Raw genomic sequence first — 16,153 nt, forward strand, 5'->3', positions numbered from 1 at the left:
GATCCAGCGGCGCGGGCGGGGTGGGCTGGCCCCTTGCGGAATTGGGCGCCAGGCTTCGACATGGCGCAGGCCGGCCAGATCGGCCCGCCGCGTGGCCATGTCCGCATGGGCGGCAAAGAAGTCGGGCCCGGCCATCGCATCTGCAAAGGACAGGTTCAGCGCGGCCAGCGTTTCATAGTGCAGCTGCACGGCCGAGCGGGCAAAGAACCACCACGCGATGCGCAGGGTGCGCCGGCGCCCGATATCCATGTCGGGCAGCGCCAGATGATGCGCCAGATGGTTGCGCAGATCCAGATAGAGCGTGTTCAGCGACTCCCGATCGGCAAAGTCCTGATCCTGAAATGACAGCACACCGGGCAGGGTGACGGTGTTGAAGTCATGCACCAGCCCAAAGCTGATATCATCGCCGCGCACGAAGAATGGAAACGGCATGTGATGGGCATGGGCTACCGGAAAGGCAAAGTACCACCAGCCGCCATAATGGTTGGGCGGCATTTCGGCGGTCGAGGCAAAGTCGAGGGCCGCGACCTGACCGGCATCGCGCAGGTCCGTTCCCAGATGCAGCGGGATGCAGTGGCTGTCAAACAGGGCCCCGTTTTCCCACAGCGCCCATTTATGCGCCGCAATCGACATGGCCCCGGCGACGGCGGTTTTGGGATCACTGGCCCAGGCCAGAAATCTCCAGGTGCGCTCGATGCTTTCCATATGGACGGTGGCGTCATCATCCATGAACAGGCAGTGCGACGATCTTCGCGCGCGCGCCTCGATCAGGCCGCGGGCAAAGCCGCCCGCTCCTCCGAGGTTTTCATTCGCCAATGCGGTGACATGTGATGAGGCCGCGATCTGCGCGCTTTGGCCATTGTCGACGACGATCATATGCAGGTGATCGGCCAGTTCGGACTGGGCGGCAAAGGTTTCAAATCGTGCAACCGAGGCGCGCACCGCCGATTCGCGCTGGAATGTGGTGATCGCGATGGTCAGATCGGGGATGCGTTGGGGTGCCTGTCGTGTTTGCCAGGCGGCGTCCTGCAGCGTCGTGCCCCTGGTTGCGACCAATGCGAACCAGAGCGTTCCCGGCCCCCGACCCGCCTCAAGCGCGGGTGTCAGATCGACCCGCGCCGGGCTGCCCGCACGCAGGGTCAGTGCGCGTTCCAGCACGATCTGGCGCGGCTTGCCGGGTGTGTCGCAGCCGATGACAAGCCGGACACGGCCGCTACCCCAAACTGCGAGATGCAGATCGCCAAGGGCGCAGTGACGGCGCCATTTCCCCAGAGAGAACAGGTTGAAATACGTGTCAAACCAGGCCTCGTCCTTGGCTTTCAGGACAAGCGGGGCGGTCGGCAGTTCGGTCTTGTGCGCAGGCCTGCGCATATAGAGATCGCCCTCTTGGTTCAGGCGGGGATCGGGCCAGATCAGGCGCTGGATCGTGAAGAACCCGGCGCTGTCGGTCAGAGCGGTGCGCATGCGGTCTCCTCCTGCAAATGGGTGATGAAGGTTTTCAGCGCGTCGCTGGGCATCGCGGCCGGGTCCATCCCGGCAAGGTAGGCCCGCATCGCGTCTTCTTCGGGCACGGGGCGGGGGCGGGCGATGTCATCTATATCGGCAAAGAAGGCGGGCTGGCCGAGACGCTGGCCGAGTGCGGCATGGATCGGGGCAAACAAGGCGGCCAGTTCAGCGCGGTGGCCTGCGCCGAACATCTCGATCTGACGGGTGGGGATGGGGGCACCGGGGCTTGGGTGGGTCAGCAGATGGTGGGCAAGCTGTTCGGTTTCACCATGGGGCAAGACCAGATTGGCGCGGCGTTTGATTTCGATCGCGGCGCGCGGCAGGCTGGGATTGGCCGCTTCGGCAGGCAGCAGCCCGGGGGGCAGATCAATCCCGGTCCGGGCAAGGAAATCCTGCGGGGATCCGCCGGCCGCGCAGATATCGTCATAGCTGCGCAGATGCAGGCGCGCTTGCGGAAACTGGTCGATCCACGGGGTGATCAGCTTGTCATAATCGGTATGGATCGTGCCGATATAGGGGCTGATCCCTGTCTCGCGCAGCGGCGCGATCGCTTCCCCCACCTTGATGCGCTGGCCATGCCAGGCGGTCAGATAATCATCCGGGCGGCGCAAGGCGCAGTAGATCTGCACCTTCCCCTCGGGCAGGGCGCGGCGCAACCGCGTGATCAGGCCGGGGTCGACATCGGCAAAATTCGCAAAAGCTTCCGAGCACAAGATCATCGTATGCGGTCCGAGATAGCGCAGCTGCTGACGGATCGCGTGCAGCATCTGTACCGCGCGCGGCAACAGGGTGAATTGCGGCGGGATCGGACGCGGCGACACCTCGGCCATCATCTGGTAGGCGAGCGCGCTGTGTGGCTCACGCGGGTTGACCGACATCCAGTCGGTACCGTCGCCTTTGCCCATTGCACGGGCCAGCAGCAGCGAGAACCCCTCCATCTCGACACAGGGGTACAGTACACCGGCGCGCAGGAGCGCGCAGGCATTGCGCGACAAGAACAGCTGCAATGCGGTCGAGCCGACCTTGTGATGCCCGATATAGAGAATGATGTTCATACCGCAGCCCCGCGCCGGAAAAATCGCGCGCAGATTGCCAGCGGGTGTCTTAAGACGGACCTAATGTGTCCGGGATTTTTCGGGAAAGCCCTGGTGGGGAATTCACATATTTACCATAACCATGATTATGAGTGTGGAATGTGCAGCTAGGGAGGAGTCACACCCTCGTCCTTGGGATCTGCCTGGGCACCTGTGTCGTCCTGCGCCCGCGCCATGAGAGCGATCTTCTGCGTGGCTTCATATTGAGACAGAAACACCTGACCGGTGAGGTCTTTGAGGAAATGCTGCTCTTTCAGGCGATCCATCACCGGGCCCTTTACCTCGGACAGGTGAAGCTGAACGCCCATTTCGCGAAGCCGTTCGTTGATCATCTCCAGCGACTCCAGCGCGCTGAGGTCGATCTCGTTGATGGCGGAGCATTGCAGGATGACATGGCGGATATTCTTGTCCGCCGCGACCCGGTTGTGGATCTTGTCCTCAAGAAAGCGGGCGTTTGCAAAATAGAGGCTTTCGTCGAGCCGCAGCGTGACAACACTGGGATCCGTGATCACATCATGTCGCAGGATGTTGCGGAAGTGCTCGGTGCCGGGTACCCGGCCGACTTCTGCGATATGGGGTTTGGATGATTTGTAAAGGTGCAGCAGGATGGACAGTCCGACACCTGCGGACACACCGGCCTCAACCCCCAGGCCCAGGGTCAGAAGGATCGTGGTGAAGACGGCGGCAAAGTCGGCTTTTGAGTATTCCCAGCTTCGTTTGAGGATTGAAAAATCAACAAGGCTCAGCACCGCGACAATGATGGTGGCGGCAAGCGTGGCCTTTGGCAGGAAGAAGATCAGCGGTGTAAGAGCAAGGGCGGCAATCGCCAGACCTACGGCTGTGAAGGCCCCTGCTGCCGGGGTTTGTGCGCCCGCATCAAAGTTCACGACCGAGCGCGAAAATCCACCGGTGACCGGAAAACCCCCGGTGAGGGAGGCGCCGATATTGGCGGCACCAAGCCCGATCAGCTCCTGATCGGGGTCGATGCGCTGGCGTTTCTTGGCCGCCAGAGTCTGGGCGACGGAAATGGATTCCACAAAGCCGATGATCGAGATCAGGAATGCCGGTAGCAACAGCTGGCCCAGCAAGTCGGGAGAGAATGACGGCAGCGTCAGAGGTGGCAGGCTTTGGGGAACGTCGCCGACGATCTTGACGCCCTTGTCCGCCAGACCCAATCCCCAGACCGCCAGCGTCGTCACGATGACAACGGCAACCGGCCCGGTCTTGACCAGAACGCCCGTGAGGCCCGCACCGATGCCAATCCGCTGAAGCAGCGGCTTGAGGCCCGAGCGCACCCAGAACAGGAAGGCTGTGGCAAGACCGCCGATGACGGCCGTGATCCAGTTGGTCTCGGGCAGGTGCCGGACCAGCGAGATGACCAGATCCAGCAGGTTGTGGCCACCGGCGTCTATGCCAAGGATATGCTTCAACTGGCTGGCGGCAATGATGATGCCCGAGGCGGTGATGAACCCCGCAATCACCGGGTGGGACAGGAAATTCGCGACAAACCCCAGCCGAAACAGCCCCATACCCAAAAGGATAAGGCCCGACAGCGCGGCCAGAGACAGGGCCGCGACCGCGTAACCCATGGTGCCCTGTTCGACAATATTGCTGAGGGCCGCGGCGGTCATCAGCGAGACAACAGCAACCGGGCCAACGGCCAGAGCCCGGCTTGTTCCGAACACCGCATAAAGCATGATCGGCGCGATCGAGGCATAGAGACCCGCCTCGGGTGGCAAACCCGCAAGCAAGGCATAGGCCAGCGATTGCGGAATCAGCATGATCGTGACGATCAGCGCAGCCACCAGATCGTTCGACAAGGCGGACCGGTTATAGTCCCGCCCCCAGGACAGGATCGGAAAGTACTGTTTCAGTGTCATTGCGGTCTCGGTGTTTGTGACCGGCTTTGCGCCGGTACCGGAATGTGCGGGCGATCAGGCCGCGGTGATTTTCTCGGGCTTGGCCATCCATTCATGGCCTTTCAGCATACCGCGCCAATAGATCGGCGGCAGCATCTTTTCCTTCAGGAACCAGGCCGCCCGCGAGGGTTTCGTGCCGTCGATGATGAACTTGGGGAAGCTGGGCAGCATGGTGCCGCCATAGCCGAACTCGGCCAGGACGATCTTGCCGTGTTCTACGGTCAGAGGACAGGATCCATAGCCGTTGTACTGGGCAACCGGAGCGCCACCGCGCATATCCGCCAGCAGGTTCTCGGCCACGATGGGTGCCTGAATGCGTGCCGCCGCTGCCGTTTTGGCGTTGGGGGCATTCATCACGTCCCCCAGGGACCAGATGTTGTCATATGTCTTGTGACGCAGGGTTGTCTGTTCGACGTCCACCCAGCCCGCCGCATCGGCCAGCGGAGAGACGCGAATGAAATCCGGAGCGGTCTGGGGCGGGCAGACATGCATCATGTCGAACTCGACCTCGATGCGTTTGACCGGGGTGTCGGGTTTTGCCACGTCGAACCATGCTTTGCGGGCCGGGCCATCGACAGCGACGAGGTTGTGAAAGAAGTTCAGCGTGGCGTCGTATTTCCTGACGTATTCCATGAGCGCGGGAACATAGTCCTTGACCCCGAACAGAACGCCGCCCGCGTTGTTGAACTGGATGTCGATGTTTTTCAGCACGCCGCGGCGGTGCCATGCGTCGCCCGACAGATAGAGCGCTTTTTGCGGCGCACCGGCGCATTTGATCGGCATGGGCGGCTGGGTGAAGATCGCCCGCCCCGAGGACAGGCGCTGCACCAGTTCCCAGGTATAGGGTGCCAGATCGTACCGGTAGTTCGAGGTCACGCCATTCTGGCCCAGCGTCTCGACCAGACCCTCGACCTTGTTCCAGTCCAGCTTCAGGCCCGGGCAGACGATCAGGCGTTTGTATTTGACCACCCGGCAGCCATCCAGGATCACCGCGTTGTTGTCCGGTTCGAAAGCGGCGACAGCGGACTTGAGCCAATGCACACCCTTGGGAATGAGAGACCCCATGGTGCGGGCTGTGTCCTGTGCCTCGAAGATACCGCCACCCACCATGGTCCAGCCGGGTTGGTAATAGTGGATATCGGCCGGATCAATGATGGCGATCTCAAGGTCGGGTTTGCGCGCCTTGAGACTGGCAGCGGCTGAAATGCCGCCGGCACCGGCGCCGACGATGACGACTTCAAAGCTGGCGTCGCCCCTGTCGGTCGGTGTCTTGCCTCCGTTGACGATGCGCCGCACGACGCCGCCCATATCATAACCCGCAGCCTTGGTGGCCGCGAGGATATCGGCGGTGCTGCGCTGACCTGCCTGAGCAAGGGACCAGAGGGTCGCAGACCGGGTTCCGGTCCGGCAATAGGCCAGAACCGGTCCCGGAAGCTCGGTCAGCGCCTTGTCAAAGGCCATGGCGTCTTCATCGCTCACCTTGCCCGCAACGATGGGCAGGTAAGCGGCCTCGAGCCCGGCTGTCCGCGCAGCTTTTGATATTTCCTCAAAGCTCGGCTGATCCGGGCCCTCTCCGTCGGGGCGATTGCAGATGATGGCCCGAAAACCTGCGTCTTTTATCGTCTGAATATCCGACGCAAGGATCTGTTCGCTGACCGACAGACCCGCAGTCAATGCCTTCATCTCCATAGTCTTTCTCCCTGATCAGAGTACGTTGACCGGCACTTTCAGCATCGGATTGCCGTCTTTGTCGGTCGGGACTTCGCCGGCCCGCATGTTCACCTGCAAGGACGGAATGATCAGCTTGGGCATGTCCAGCGTCGCATCCCGTTCCGTGCGGAACTTGATGAATTCTTCGCGGGTCTTGCCGCCACCGACATGGATGTTCTCGGCCTTTTCCTGAGCCACGGTGGTTTCCCACTGGATCGCGCGGCCATTGGGGCCATAGTCGTGGCACATGAACAAACGGGTCTCATCCGGCAAAGTCAGAACCTTCTGGATGCTGTCGTAAAGCTGGCCCGCATCGCCGCCCGGGAAGTCCGCGCGCGCCGATCCGCCGTCGGGCATGAACAGCGTATCCCCGACAAAGGCGGCATCGCCGATGACATGCACCATACAGGCCGGCGTATGGCCGGGCGTATAGATTGTAAAGGCCTTCATATTGCCGATCATGTAGCTGTCGCCGTCCTTGAACAGCGCATCAAACTGCGAGCCATCGCGCTGAAACTCGGTGCCCTCGTTGAAGACCTTGCCGAAAGTGTCCTGCACGATGAGGATCTTGTCACCGACGCCGATCTTGCCACCCAGCTCCTGCTGGATATAGGGCGCGGCACTCAGGTGGTCGGCATGGACATGGGTCTCGATGATCCAGTCAAGGATCAGACCGCGCTCTTTGATCTCTGCGATCAGCGCATCCGCATGATCATAGGTGATCCGTCCCGCCGCATAGTCGATATCCATGACGCTATCGACGATGGCGCAATGATTGCTGCCGGGATCCTTGACGATATAGGTGATCGTGTTCGTGGCCTCATCAAAATGGGCCGAGACATCCGGTTTGATGGACATATCTACTGGGTAACTCATTCGGTTTCCTCCTTTTTCTCAGGCTGCGGCATGAGCCTGCCCTGCCCGTTTCACGAAACGGTACAAACGCAGTTCGGCGATCAGATCTTGCAGGTCCGGATGCCAAAGACGCGGTAGAGCGGACAGAACCGCATTGCCGACGTGCCAACCATCACGGCACCGACGATCATGGATACAACCGTAGCCGTGCCGGATTCGAACAGGGCCATGCCGCTGACAAAAGGGGCTGCAAGCAGCACAACACCCAGAACAAGGCGGAAAATACGGTCGATGGAACCAACATTTGCAGTCATTTTTGAAGTCTCCTTATAAAGCTATATTCACTATAGCCCTTTTGACTTCACCCGTCGGTGACATAGTCACCAAACCGAAAAAAACGGCTTCAGGCCGCCTGCTGGGCCAGTTTCTCCAGCTGCATCCGGTCCAGCAAGGTCACGCTTCCGCGCGCCTGCTCGATCCAGCCGCGCCGCTGGAATTCCTGCAACTGACGCGAAATCACCTCGCGGGCGGTGCCAAGCTCGACAGAGAGTTTCTGGTGGGTCGTCTCGACGACTCCGTGATCATTTGACAGCGCCATGAGCCTGTCTGCAAGGCGCACATCCATGCGCTGGAATGCAACCTCGTCAATCATCAGGAACAGATCGGTGATCCGCTTGGAGAAGGCCGCAAAGACAAAGTTACGGAAGGTTTTGGATTGCGCCACAAGATCATCGAAAACCGCGCGCGGGATCGCGGCCGCCTGGACCTCGGTTTCGGTGATCCCCTCGGCGGAATAGTCTTCGAAGGCAAGCAGGCAGGCCGTGGTCAGAACGCAGCTTTCGCCGGCGTGAATGCGATACAGCACGATTTCATGCCCGGTTTCGGACACCTGCTGAACCCGCACTGTGCCATCCAACAGGAACAGCATGTTTTCGGGCGAATTCCCCGGCCCGAAAATCGTCACACCGGAGGGCACCGAGATGATGGTGCTGCGCGACAAAAGAAGCTGCTTCGTCTGAGGCTCCAGCCGCGACAATCCCGGAAACCGTTCAACCCATTCGTCCGAGTTGGTCATTGCTTATCCTTCTCAAGTCCTGGCAGGTCCAGCGGCGCGATCCGTTCCAGCAGCTGACCCTTGTTTGCGGCGATATCCGCGATGGTCAACTCATTCAGAACGGCCATGAAGGCGGCCGTCGCCTCCTGCAGTTTGCGCGACAATACGCAGACCCCGATCAGCGGACATGTGTTCTTTTCCGGATTGAAGCATTCAACCACATCCAGGGGCCCTTCGGTAATCGCGATCACGTCGCCCACGACGATCTCTTCGGGTGGCCGCGCAAGGCGAAAGCCGCCGCCCCTGCCCCGCACGGTCTCGAGATAGCCCGCCTTGCCCATTTCATGCACCACTTTCATGATATGGGGCCGCGAGAGGTTGTGAATGCGCGCGACATCTTCGATCCGCACAAGGTCAGGCACCTTTAGAGCCGCAAGCTGCAACGAGCGCAGCGCATAATTGGAGTAGCTTGTGAGTTTCATCGCCTGTCCCGTCAGCCAAAAAGATATACTGGCATTAGTTGTTTTGTAAATGCTGGCAGAACAACCGCAGTTCGTGGGGTTTTGCGGACCCGAGGCCCCAACACGCCCTTGCATGCAGCCCTCGGATGCTGTCATATTCGGCAAAGTGAATTTGTTGGGGGCTAACATGAAACTGGACAGAAGACAGGTTCTTGCCGGGCTGGGCGGTATCGCGATGTCAGGGGTTGCGCAGCGCAGCTTTGCGCAGACGAAAATGAGCCTTGGCGCCAGCGAGGTGATCAGCATCAGTGACGGCAATCTTGTATTGCCGGCCTCGATGTTCTTTGACGGCGTCCCCCAGGAGGAACTGAAGGCCATTCTGGCCGCGAACGGCATAACATCGGATCAGCTTGCTCCGCCGTGCAACATGACCCTGCTGCGCCAGCCGGATCGCATGGTCTTGTTCGATGCCGGCTCGGGCAGCGGTTTCATGCCAAGCGCGGGAACGATGCTGGACAGCCTTGATGCCCTCGGCGTTGCGCCCGAAGAGATCACGCATGTGGTCTTTACCCATGCGCATCCCGATCACCTGTGGGGAATCCTGGATGACTTTGACGACCCCGTGTTCCCCGATGCCCAATTGATGATCGGTCAGGCCGAATGGGAGTATTGGACCGATCCCGAAACCGTCGACACAATCGGAGAAGAGCGCGCCTCCTTTGCCGTCGGCGCCGCTCGCCGGCTGGAAGCGGTTCAGGATCAAATGATGATGTTTGGCGATGGGCAGGAAATCCTGCCCGGTGTGATGGCCCATGCCACCCATGGTCACACACCCGGACATATGTCCTTTGAAATCCGCGATGGATCAAACGCCGTCATGGTAGGCGGCGATGCCATCGGAAACAGCCATGTGGCTTTCGCGCGCCCCGATTGGGCCAGCGGGTCGGATCAGGACACCGATCTCGGGGCCCAAACCCGCATGCGCCTTCTGGATAAACTGGCGGCTGACCAGATCCCGCTGATGGGATTTCATTTGCCGCATGGCGGGCTTGGCCGGGTCGAACGGGACGGCGATGCCTATAAATTTGTACCGGAGGACGCATGATGCGCTGGATCCTTCCCCTTCTCATCGCGACAGCGGCCCATGCCAGCGAGGATATCGCTGACAAGTATCCCAACTCGCTGCTTTACGACAAACCCTATGAGGTGATCCCGGGCGTGTTTTCCGCCATCGGGGCCACCGCCCCTCCGACCTATGAAAACGCCGGGCACAACAACAACCTCAGCTTCATCGTGACCGGTGAGGGCGTGGTGGTGATCAATGGCGGTGCCGCCTATGGGCTTGCCAAGGCGCTGCATGACGAGATCAAGGCCGTCACCGATCAGCCGGTCAGGATGGTGTTCAATGAAAACGGACAGGGTCATGCGGTGCTGGGCAACAATTACTGGACCGAGCAAGGCGTGCCCGTGATTGCCCATGTCGATGCCGCGGCCGAGGTTGAACAGCATGGCAGCTCGATCCTCGAGGGGATGCTGCGATACAACCGCGATCAGGCCGAAGGGACCGTTCTGCAGGTCCCGACCGAAACGTTCGAGGATGACTATATCGTCGAACTGGGCGCGTTCCGGATCGAAGCCCGCTATCTTGGACCGGCGCATTCGCCCGGCGACATCGTCATCTGGTTGCCAAACCAAAGCCTGATCATTTCAGGTGATATGGCCTTTCACGAGCGGATGCTGCCGATCTTCGAGGATACGCTCACAGCCGACTGGATCGAGACCTGGGACACCCAGTTCGAGCCGATCAACGCGACCTATGTCATTCCCGGCCATGGCCATCCGACCAACATGGATCAGGTGCGCCGCTACACGAAAGACTATCTTGTCTATCTGCGTGCCAAGATCGCCGCGCATCTGGAGAGCGGCGGCGGGCTGGCCGAGGCCTATTACGTGGACCAGTCCCCCTATGCAAATCTTGATACATTCGAGGAACTGGCCACCAAGAATGCCGGCCGCGTCTTTGAGCAAATGGAATTCGAGTAACGCGCCAGGTGCCAGTCTTATTGCGCAGGTGTGAGCGAGGGACGCGCCTGCACAAGCCGGTGCGTCGCCATCGCTCCGATCCACATGGAAAACACGGCCAGCCATGCGGTGAGGGCAAAGACCGATCCTCCGGACATGCCCGCACCAACCGCGCAGCCACCCGCCAGCATGCTGCCGAATCCCATGAGAACGGCGCCGATCAGATAGCGTTCCATCGGCGTGTCAGGGCCGAACCGTTCTATCCGGGCCTCGTTGGAAGCCAGCGCCATCAGCGCGGCACCGGCAAAGACTCCGGGCACCAGACCCACGCCGAACCCCAGGGGCAGAGCCGTGGTATTGACCAGACCCATGAGCGTGTCTGTCGAGGGGCCCGTGAACGTGACCGATGAGATGGCGACCACCTCGAAGGATGTCTGGGCAATGGCATAGGTCAGCACCCAGCCAAGCGCCACCGCCGCACCCACGACAACCGCGCCCAGCATACGCGTCAGCCCGGTTTGCGAACGGATGGCAAAGACGAGGGCAGCGCCCAAGGCCAAAGCCGCCGCAAGGGTTGCCGCCCCCGATGACAGGCCCAAAAGAGAGAGCAGGTTGCGCGCATCGCCCCCGTCGATCAGCCACAGCGCGGCAAGCTGCTCGCGCATGGGGGCCAACACCCCGCGCAACGAGGCCTGGGCCACCAGGGTCAACACCAGCCCGGTCAGGATCGCCCGCAAGTTCCCGGTCGCGGACAAGACCAGCAATCGGCTTGCACAGCCCCGCGCCAGGATCATGCCTGCCCCGAACATCAGACCGCCAATCACGGCTCCCGAGATACTGCCGGCTGTCGCAAGCTGTCGCGCCTGCGACACATCCAGCAGCCCGACCCAGATGGCACCCTGCACGCCAAGCACCGCCGAGCAAAAGGCAATCAGCCAGATCGACAGGCGCGGACCCAAAAGCCCGTCCGAGACCTCGATGGTTGCGGCCCGCAGACAAAAGCGGGAATGTTGCGCAGCCATACCGAAGATGACCCCAACCACCGCGCCTGACATCATCAGCACCGCGTCATCCCCAAACTGTTCAATAAGGCGTTCCAACATCAGCGGACCTTTCCGTTTGTCACCGGATTAACGACTGTCCGGGTTGATAGCCTTGATTTCGGTCAAGCTTTTGCGCGGGCGATGGCGTGATCCGCACCCGCCCGGTCCCTTTGGACACACTGAGATACATCCAGTCCGCAGCTTTGAGCAGATCGAGTTTGAATAGGATTATAAGAACGGCATCAACCGTCCCGCCCTCGCGAAGGCACACGACACGACGCAACGGGCGGATTTTCGAACGATTCCCTCAAGGAAAGGCATTGATGAGAATATTGTTCCGGTTTGACGGTTTGACACGATCGGTTTCAGGCAAGTAATCCCTGCTCTCTTGCTGAAGGGGATGCCACAATGCTGCTGGAAAACTACGATGGAGCGCTGGAGCCGCGCATGTTGCAGGTTCTGTTCGGATTGGGTCTTGGCCTGATCTTTGGCATTGCAGCACAGATTTCGCGCTTTTGCTTTCGCAGTTCAGTGTCGTTTGACAGTGCCGACAGAGGTCAGGCGGGTGCCGTTTGGCTGACGGCGTTTGCCACGGCGCTGTTGGCCTTTCAGGTCGCCACGACGGCAGGCTTCATCGACATTGCAGGACACCGTTATCTGTCCGCAGATTTGCCCTGGGCCGCGATTGTGATCGGAGGTCTGGCCTTTGGCGCGGGGATGGTTCTGACGCGGGGCTGTGTGTCGCGTCTGACAGTACTGGGTGCCACGGGGAACTTGCGCGCTTTGAGCGTGCTGGTGGTGTTTGCTATCGTGGCCCATGCGATGCTCAAAGGCGTTCTGTCCCCCGTGCGCACCAGCCTTGGCAGCGCGACAATCGAGCTGCCCCTTGCGAGCCTTGCCGAGGTCCCACTGCTTGCGGCCCTGTTTGTGGGCGCGGCGGTGCTTGCCGCCCTTTACCTGATCAACCGACACCGCCCGAAGTGGCACACCGTTGCATTGGGTGTCGTGATCGGCCTTGTGCCAGTTCTGGGCTGGATCGGGACAAGTGTGCTTCTGTTTGATGAATTCGATCCACTGCCCGTCCAATCCGCAGCGTTCACCCTGCCGTGGTCAGACACGTTGTTCTGGGTCATTGCCTCGACCGCGGTGCCTGTGGGCTTTGGCACCGGGTTGATCGGCGGCGTGTTGCTGGGCAGCTTTGCAAGTGCGGCTTTGCGCGGCGAGCTGGCGCTGGTCAACTTCGAGACATCGGCCCAGTTCGGGCGCTATGCCGCCGGTGCTGCGCTGATGGGCTTTGGCGGGGTATTGGCGGGTGGCTGCACCGTGGGTGCGGGCCTGAGCGGCGGAGCCACGCTGAGCGTTGCCGCCCTGCTGGCCTTGTTCAGCATTGCGATGGGCGGCGCGGTTGCCAGCCGCATCGCCACCGCACCAGAAGGTTTGCCCGCCTGAAGATCGCCCCTATTGCGCGGCCATCGGCCTGCGCGACAACTGGCATTGCGACCACAACTGGCTCAATGCGCCGACCAGATGGTCCATGTCGGCATCTGTGTGAACGGGCGATGGCGTGATCCGCAACCGTTCGGTTCCCTTGGGCACGGTGGGGTAATTGATCGGCTGGATATAGATGCCAAAATCCGCCAGCAGCAGGTCAGAGATATATTTGCATTTGACCGGATCGCCCACCATCACCGGAATGATGTGGCTGGAGTTGCGCTCGTGCGGGATGCCTGCCGCATCGAGGCGGGCGCGCAATTCTGCCACGCGGGCCTGGTGGGCGGCCCGTTCGGTTCGTGACGCTTTCAAATGCCGGATCGAGGCCGCAGCCCCGGCCGCGACAGCCGGAGGCAAGGCGGTGGTAAAGATAAAGCCACTGGCGAAACTGCGCACAAAGTCGCACAGATCGGCAGAAGCGGCGATATAGCCGCCCATCACGCCAAAGGCCTTGCCCAAGGTGCCTTCGATCACCGTCAGGCGATCCATCAGGCCCTCGCGCTCGGCGATGCCACCCCCGCGGGGACCGTAAAGGCCGACCGCATGGACCTCGTCCAGATAGGTCATGGCGTTATACCGCTCGGCCAGATCGCAGATCTCGGCAATCGGGGCGATATCGCCATCCATGGAATAGACGCTTTCAAACGCAATCAGCTTGGGGCGTTCCAGCGGCAAGGCGGCCAGTTTATCCTCAAGATCGGCCAGATCATTGTGCTTCCAGATCAGCCGTTCAGCCTTGGAATGGCGGATCCCTTCGATCATCGAGGCATGGTTGGCCGCGTCCGACAGAACCACACAATCCGGAATACGGGCCGCCAAAGTCCCCAGTGCAGCCCAGTTCGACACATAGCCCGAAGTAAACAGCAAGGCCGCCTCCTTGCCATGCAGATCGGCCAGTTCGGCCTCAAGCAACACATGATCGCGGGTCGTACCCGAGATGTTGCGCGTGCCTCCGGCCCCTGCCCCGCAGCGATCCAGCGCCTCGTGCATCGCCCCCAGAACCGTCGGATGCTGGCCCATGCCCAGATAGTCATTCGAGCACCAGATCGTGACGGGCCGGGCCTTGCCGCCCTGATGGGCTGCCGCATTGGGAAAGTTCCCGCATTGGCGTTCAAGTTCGGCAAAGACCCGGTAGTTGCCTTCCTCCCTGAGGGCCGAAAGGCTCGAGGCAAAGTAGTCGCTGTAATTCATGTGTTATTCCATTGCCTCTTGCACGATCTCATCCAGAAGCGCCTGGACCTGCTGCATCTCGCCCTCGGGATAGGTTCGATAGCCGATCATCACGGCACCGTCCTGATCCGCGACGAAAATGCCGTAGGGACAATGCGCGATGTTCATCGGATTGATTTCCATGACCTGCCGCGACAGCTGCGCCGAGCAGAACAGGAAAATGTCGGCACCATCGAAAAGCGCCTTTGTGCTGCCGACGTCTGCGCCGGTTCGGTTGAGCATGTCGCCGGTATGGCTGACATGGTCGATGACCAGACCCCGGCCCACGATCGCGCTTTCGACGGCAAAGGTCGCGTCGTCAAAGCTGCCTTTGAACGGATAGGTGATGGCCTGCGGGTCTGCGGCAAAGCCCGGAGCAGCCGCACAGGCTGTGATGATGGCAAGAATGAAGCGTTTCATTTGGTGTTCTCCCTTTGAATACGGGGATATCCAAGCAGAGACTGATCGCCCGGGCCTTGATGCAAGTCAGGCCCGGGCGAAGGATCAGCTGAACATGTCAGCCACGATACCGGAGTACCAACCTTCAGATTCCTCATAGGTGGCTTTGCGCAGCTCGGCGCTTTCTCCGGTTTCCGAGATGAACCCGTCGACCTTGGCGATTTTTTCCTCGGTCGCCTCATAGGTCGCACCGACCTTCACACCGTCATTGGTATCGATCAGCGACCAGCAGGTGTTCGAGAACTTGGCCGGGAACACCTTGGACCCGGTCAGGGCACCGCGGACCGCATTCGCGCAGACCTTGGCCTGGCTGTTGGCGGAAAAGCCCGATTTCGGCATGTCGCCCTGTTGCGACGAGTCGCCCAGAACATAGACATCGGGATCGGCCTTTGTGCTCATGTCCACTGCATTCACCGGTGCCCAGTTGCCGTCGGTCACGCCTGCCATTTCTGCAATGCGGCCCGCCTTCATCGCAGGGATGACGTTGCAGACATCAACCTGGGTGACTTCGCCATCGATGGTGATGGTCATCGCATCGGGGTCAACCGATACATTGCCGCCACCAAAGTCGGCGCCAATCCAATCGATCATGCCCTCGTAATGCTTGGCCCAGCCTTCCTGGAACAGACCCATTTTCGAGAACTTCTCCTTGGGATCGGCCACGAGGATCTTGGCGGTCGGGTTGCTGGCCTTGAGCGCATGGGCCACCATCGAGATCCGTTCATAGGGTCCGGGCGGGCAGCGATACGGGTTGGGCGGTGCCACCATGGCGAAGGTGCCGCCTTGCGGCATGGCCGCGATCTGGGCCTTCAGCAATTCGGTCTGTGAGCCGCCCTTATAGGCATGCGGCATGGCGTTCTGCGCGCTCAGATCCCAGCCTTCGACCGCACCATCGACGAAATCTATACCCGGGCTCAGGATCAGCTTGTCATAGGGCAGCGTGGCTCCACCGGCGAGGCTGACGGTCTTGGCGTCGCGATCGACATCCACGGCCCAGTCATGCACGACATTGATACCGTATTTGGCCGCCAGCGTTCCATAGGTGTGGCCCAGATCGTCGATCTCTTTGAAGCCACCCAGATAAAGGTTCGAGAAAAAGCAGGTGAAATAGGTGCGTGACGGTTCCACCAGGGTCACGTCGATCTCGCCCTTGCTGTCCTTGGCGATATAGCGCGCAGCCGTTGCGCCGCCTGCGCCGCCACCAATCACGACCACCCGTGGTTTGCCATGTCCCGCGGCCATCAAAGCCGGGGCGCTGAGACTGGCAGCGGCGGCAGCGCCGGTGCCCAGGAATAGGCGTCTGTTCAGTTTCATGGTTTTTTCCTCCCAG

General features: G+C 60.8%; 15 protein-coding genes. 3 read left to right on the top strand and 12 right to left on the bottom strand.

Annotated features, from left to right (window positions below):
• The 8 genes from WAO69_RS05070 to WAO69_RS05105 all read right to left on the bottom strand — a co-directional run.
• Positions 1-1,464, bottom strand: a 1,464-nt coding sequence (locus WAO69_RS05070) for a glycosyltransferase (RefSeq protein ID WP_422176966.1), incomplete at its 3' end; no start/stop codon positions are given.
• Positions 1,449-2,561, bottom strand: coding sequence for a hypothetical protein (locus WAO69_RS05075; RefSeq protein ID WP_422176967.1), 1,113 nt, complete (start codon positions 2,559-2,561; stop codon positions 1,449-1,451). The genes WAO69_RS05075 and WAO69_RS05070, both read right to left, overlap by 16 nt.
• Positions 2,562-2,707: 146 nt before the next feature.
• Positions 2,708-4,480, bottom strand: coding sequence for a SulP family inorganic anion transporter (locus tag WAO69_RS05080; RefSeq protein WP_422176968.1), 1,773 nt, complete (start codon positions 4,478-4,480; stop codon positions 2,708-2,710).
• 54 nt (positions 4,481-4,534) lie between these two features.
• Positions 4,535-6,208, bottom strand: coding sequence for a TIGR01244 family sulfur transferase (locus tag WAO69_RS05085; RefSeq protein ID WP_422176969.1), 1,674 nt, complete (start codon positions 6,206-6,208; stop codon positions 4,535-4,537).
• A 15-nt stretch (positions 6,209-6,223) separates the two neighbouring features.
• Complete coding sequence (locus WAO69_RS05090; RefSeq protein ID WP_422176970.1) at positions 6,224-7,105, bottom strand: MBL fold metallo-hydrolase; 882 nt, start codon at positions 7,103-7,105, stop codon at positions 6,224-6,226.
• A gap of 80 nt (positions 7,106-7,185) precedes the next feature.
• Positions 7,186-7,398: a YgaP family membrane protein gene (locus tag WAO69_RS05095; protein WP_422176971.1), complete on the bottom strand. Its 213-nt coding sequence runs from the start codon at positions 7,396-7,398 to the stop codon at positions 7,186-7,188.
• Between the two features lie 89 nt (positions 7,399-7,487).
• Complete coding sequence (locus tag WAO69_RS05100) at positions 7,488-8,159, bottom strand: Crp/Fnr family transcriptional regulator (RefSeq protein WP_422176972.1); 672 nt, start codon at positions 8,157-8,159, stop codon at positions 7,488-7,490.
• Positions 8,156-8,620: an RrF2 family transcriptional regulator gene (locus tag WAO69_RS05105; protein WP_422176973.1), complete on the bottom strand. Its 465-nt coding sequence runs from the start codon at positions 8,618-8,620 to the stop codon at positions 8,156-8,158. The genes WAO69_RS05100 and WAO69_RS05105 overlap by 4 nt, the downstream gene beginning before the upstream one ends.
• 166 nt (positions 8,621-8,786) lie before the next feature.
• On the opposite strand from WAO69_RS05105, the gene WAO69_RS05110 reads away from it, so the two are divergent.
• Positions 8,787-9,704, top strand: coding sequence for an MBL fold metallo-hydrolase (locus tag WAO69_RS05110; protein WP_422176974.1), 918 nt, complete (start codon positions 8,787-8,789; stop codon positions 9,702-9,704).
• Positions 9,701-10,642: an MBL fold metallo-hydrolase gene (locus WAO69_RS05115; protein ID WP_422176975.1), complete on the top strand. Its 942-nt coding sequence runs from the start codon at positions 9,701-9,703 to the stop codon at positions 10,640-10,642. Before WAO69_RS05110 ends, WAO69_RS05115 begins: the two co-directional genes overlap by 4 nt.
• Before the next feature lie 17 nt (positions 10,643-10,659).
• Here WAO69_RS05115 and WAO69_RS05120 read toward each other — a convergent pair whose 3' ends face one another.
• On the bottom strand, positions 10,660-11,724 hold the full coding sequence (locus WAO69_RS05120; protein WP_422176976.1) for a YeeE/YedE family protein: 1,065 nt from the start codon (positions 11,722-11,724) through the stop codon (positions 10,660-10,662).
• 348 nt (positions 11,725-12,072) lie between these two features.
• Here WAO69_RS05120 and WAO69_RS05125 point away from each other — a divergent pair, with 348 nt between their 5' ends.
• On the top strand, positions 12,073-13,113 hold the full coding sequence (locus WAO69_RS05125) for a YeeE/YedE family protein (protein WP_422176977.1): 1,041 nt from the start codon (positions 12,073-12,075) through the stop codon (positions 13,111-13,113).
• A gap of 9 nt (positions 13,114-13,122) precedes the next feature.
• Here the strand turns inward: WAO69_RS05125 and hemA are convergent, their stop codons facing one another.
• From hemA to WAO69_RS05140, 3 genes are all read right to left on the bottom strand, one after another.
• Complete coding sequence (gene hemA / locus WAO69_RS05130; protein ID WP_422176978.1) at positions 13,123-14,346, bottom strand: 5-aminolevulinate synthase; 1,224 nt, start codon at positions 14,344-14,346, stop codon at positions 13,123-13,125.
• 3 nt (positions 14,347-14,349) lie between these two features.
• Positions 14,350-14,784 carry a DUF302 domain-containing protein gene (locus WAO69_RS05135; protein WP_422176979.1) on the bottom strand — a complete coding sequence of 145 codons (435 nt, stop codon included), beginning with the start codon at positions 14,782-14,784 and terminating at the stop codon, positions 14,350-14,352.
• 84 nt (positions 14,785-14,868) lie between these two features.
• Positions 14,869-16,137, bottom strand: coding sequence for an FCSD flavin-binding domain-containing protein (locus WAO69_RS05140; protein ID WP_422176980.1), 1,269 nt, complete (start codon positions 16,135-16,137; stop codon positions 14,869-14,871).
• Positions 16,138-16,153: the final 16 nt, after the last annotated feature.

The sequence above is a fragment of the Aestuariivita sp. genome (genome assembly GCF_049276915.1).
Lineage (GTDB): Bacteria > Pseudomonadota > Alphaproteobacteria > Rhodobacterales > Rhodobacteraceae > Aestuariivita.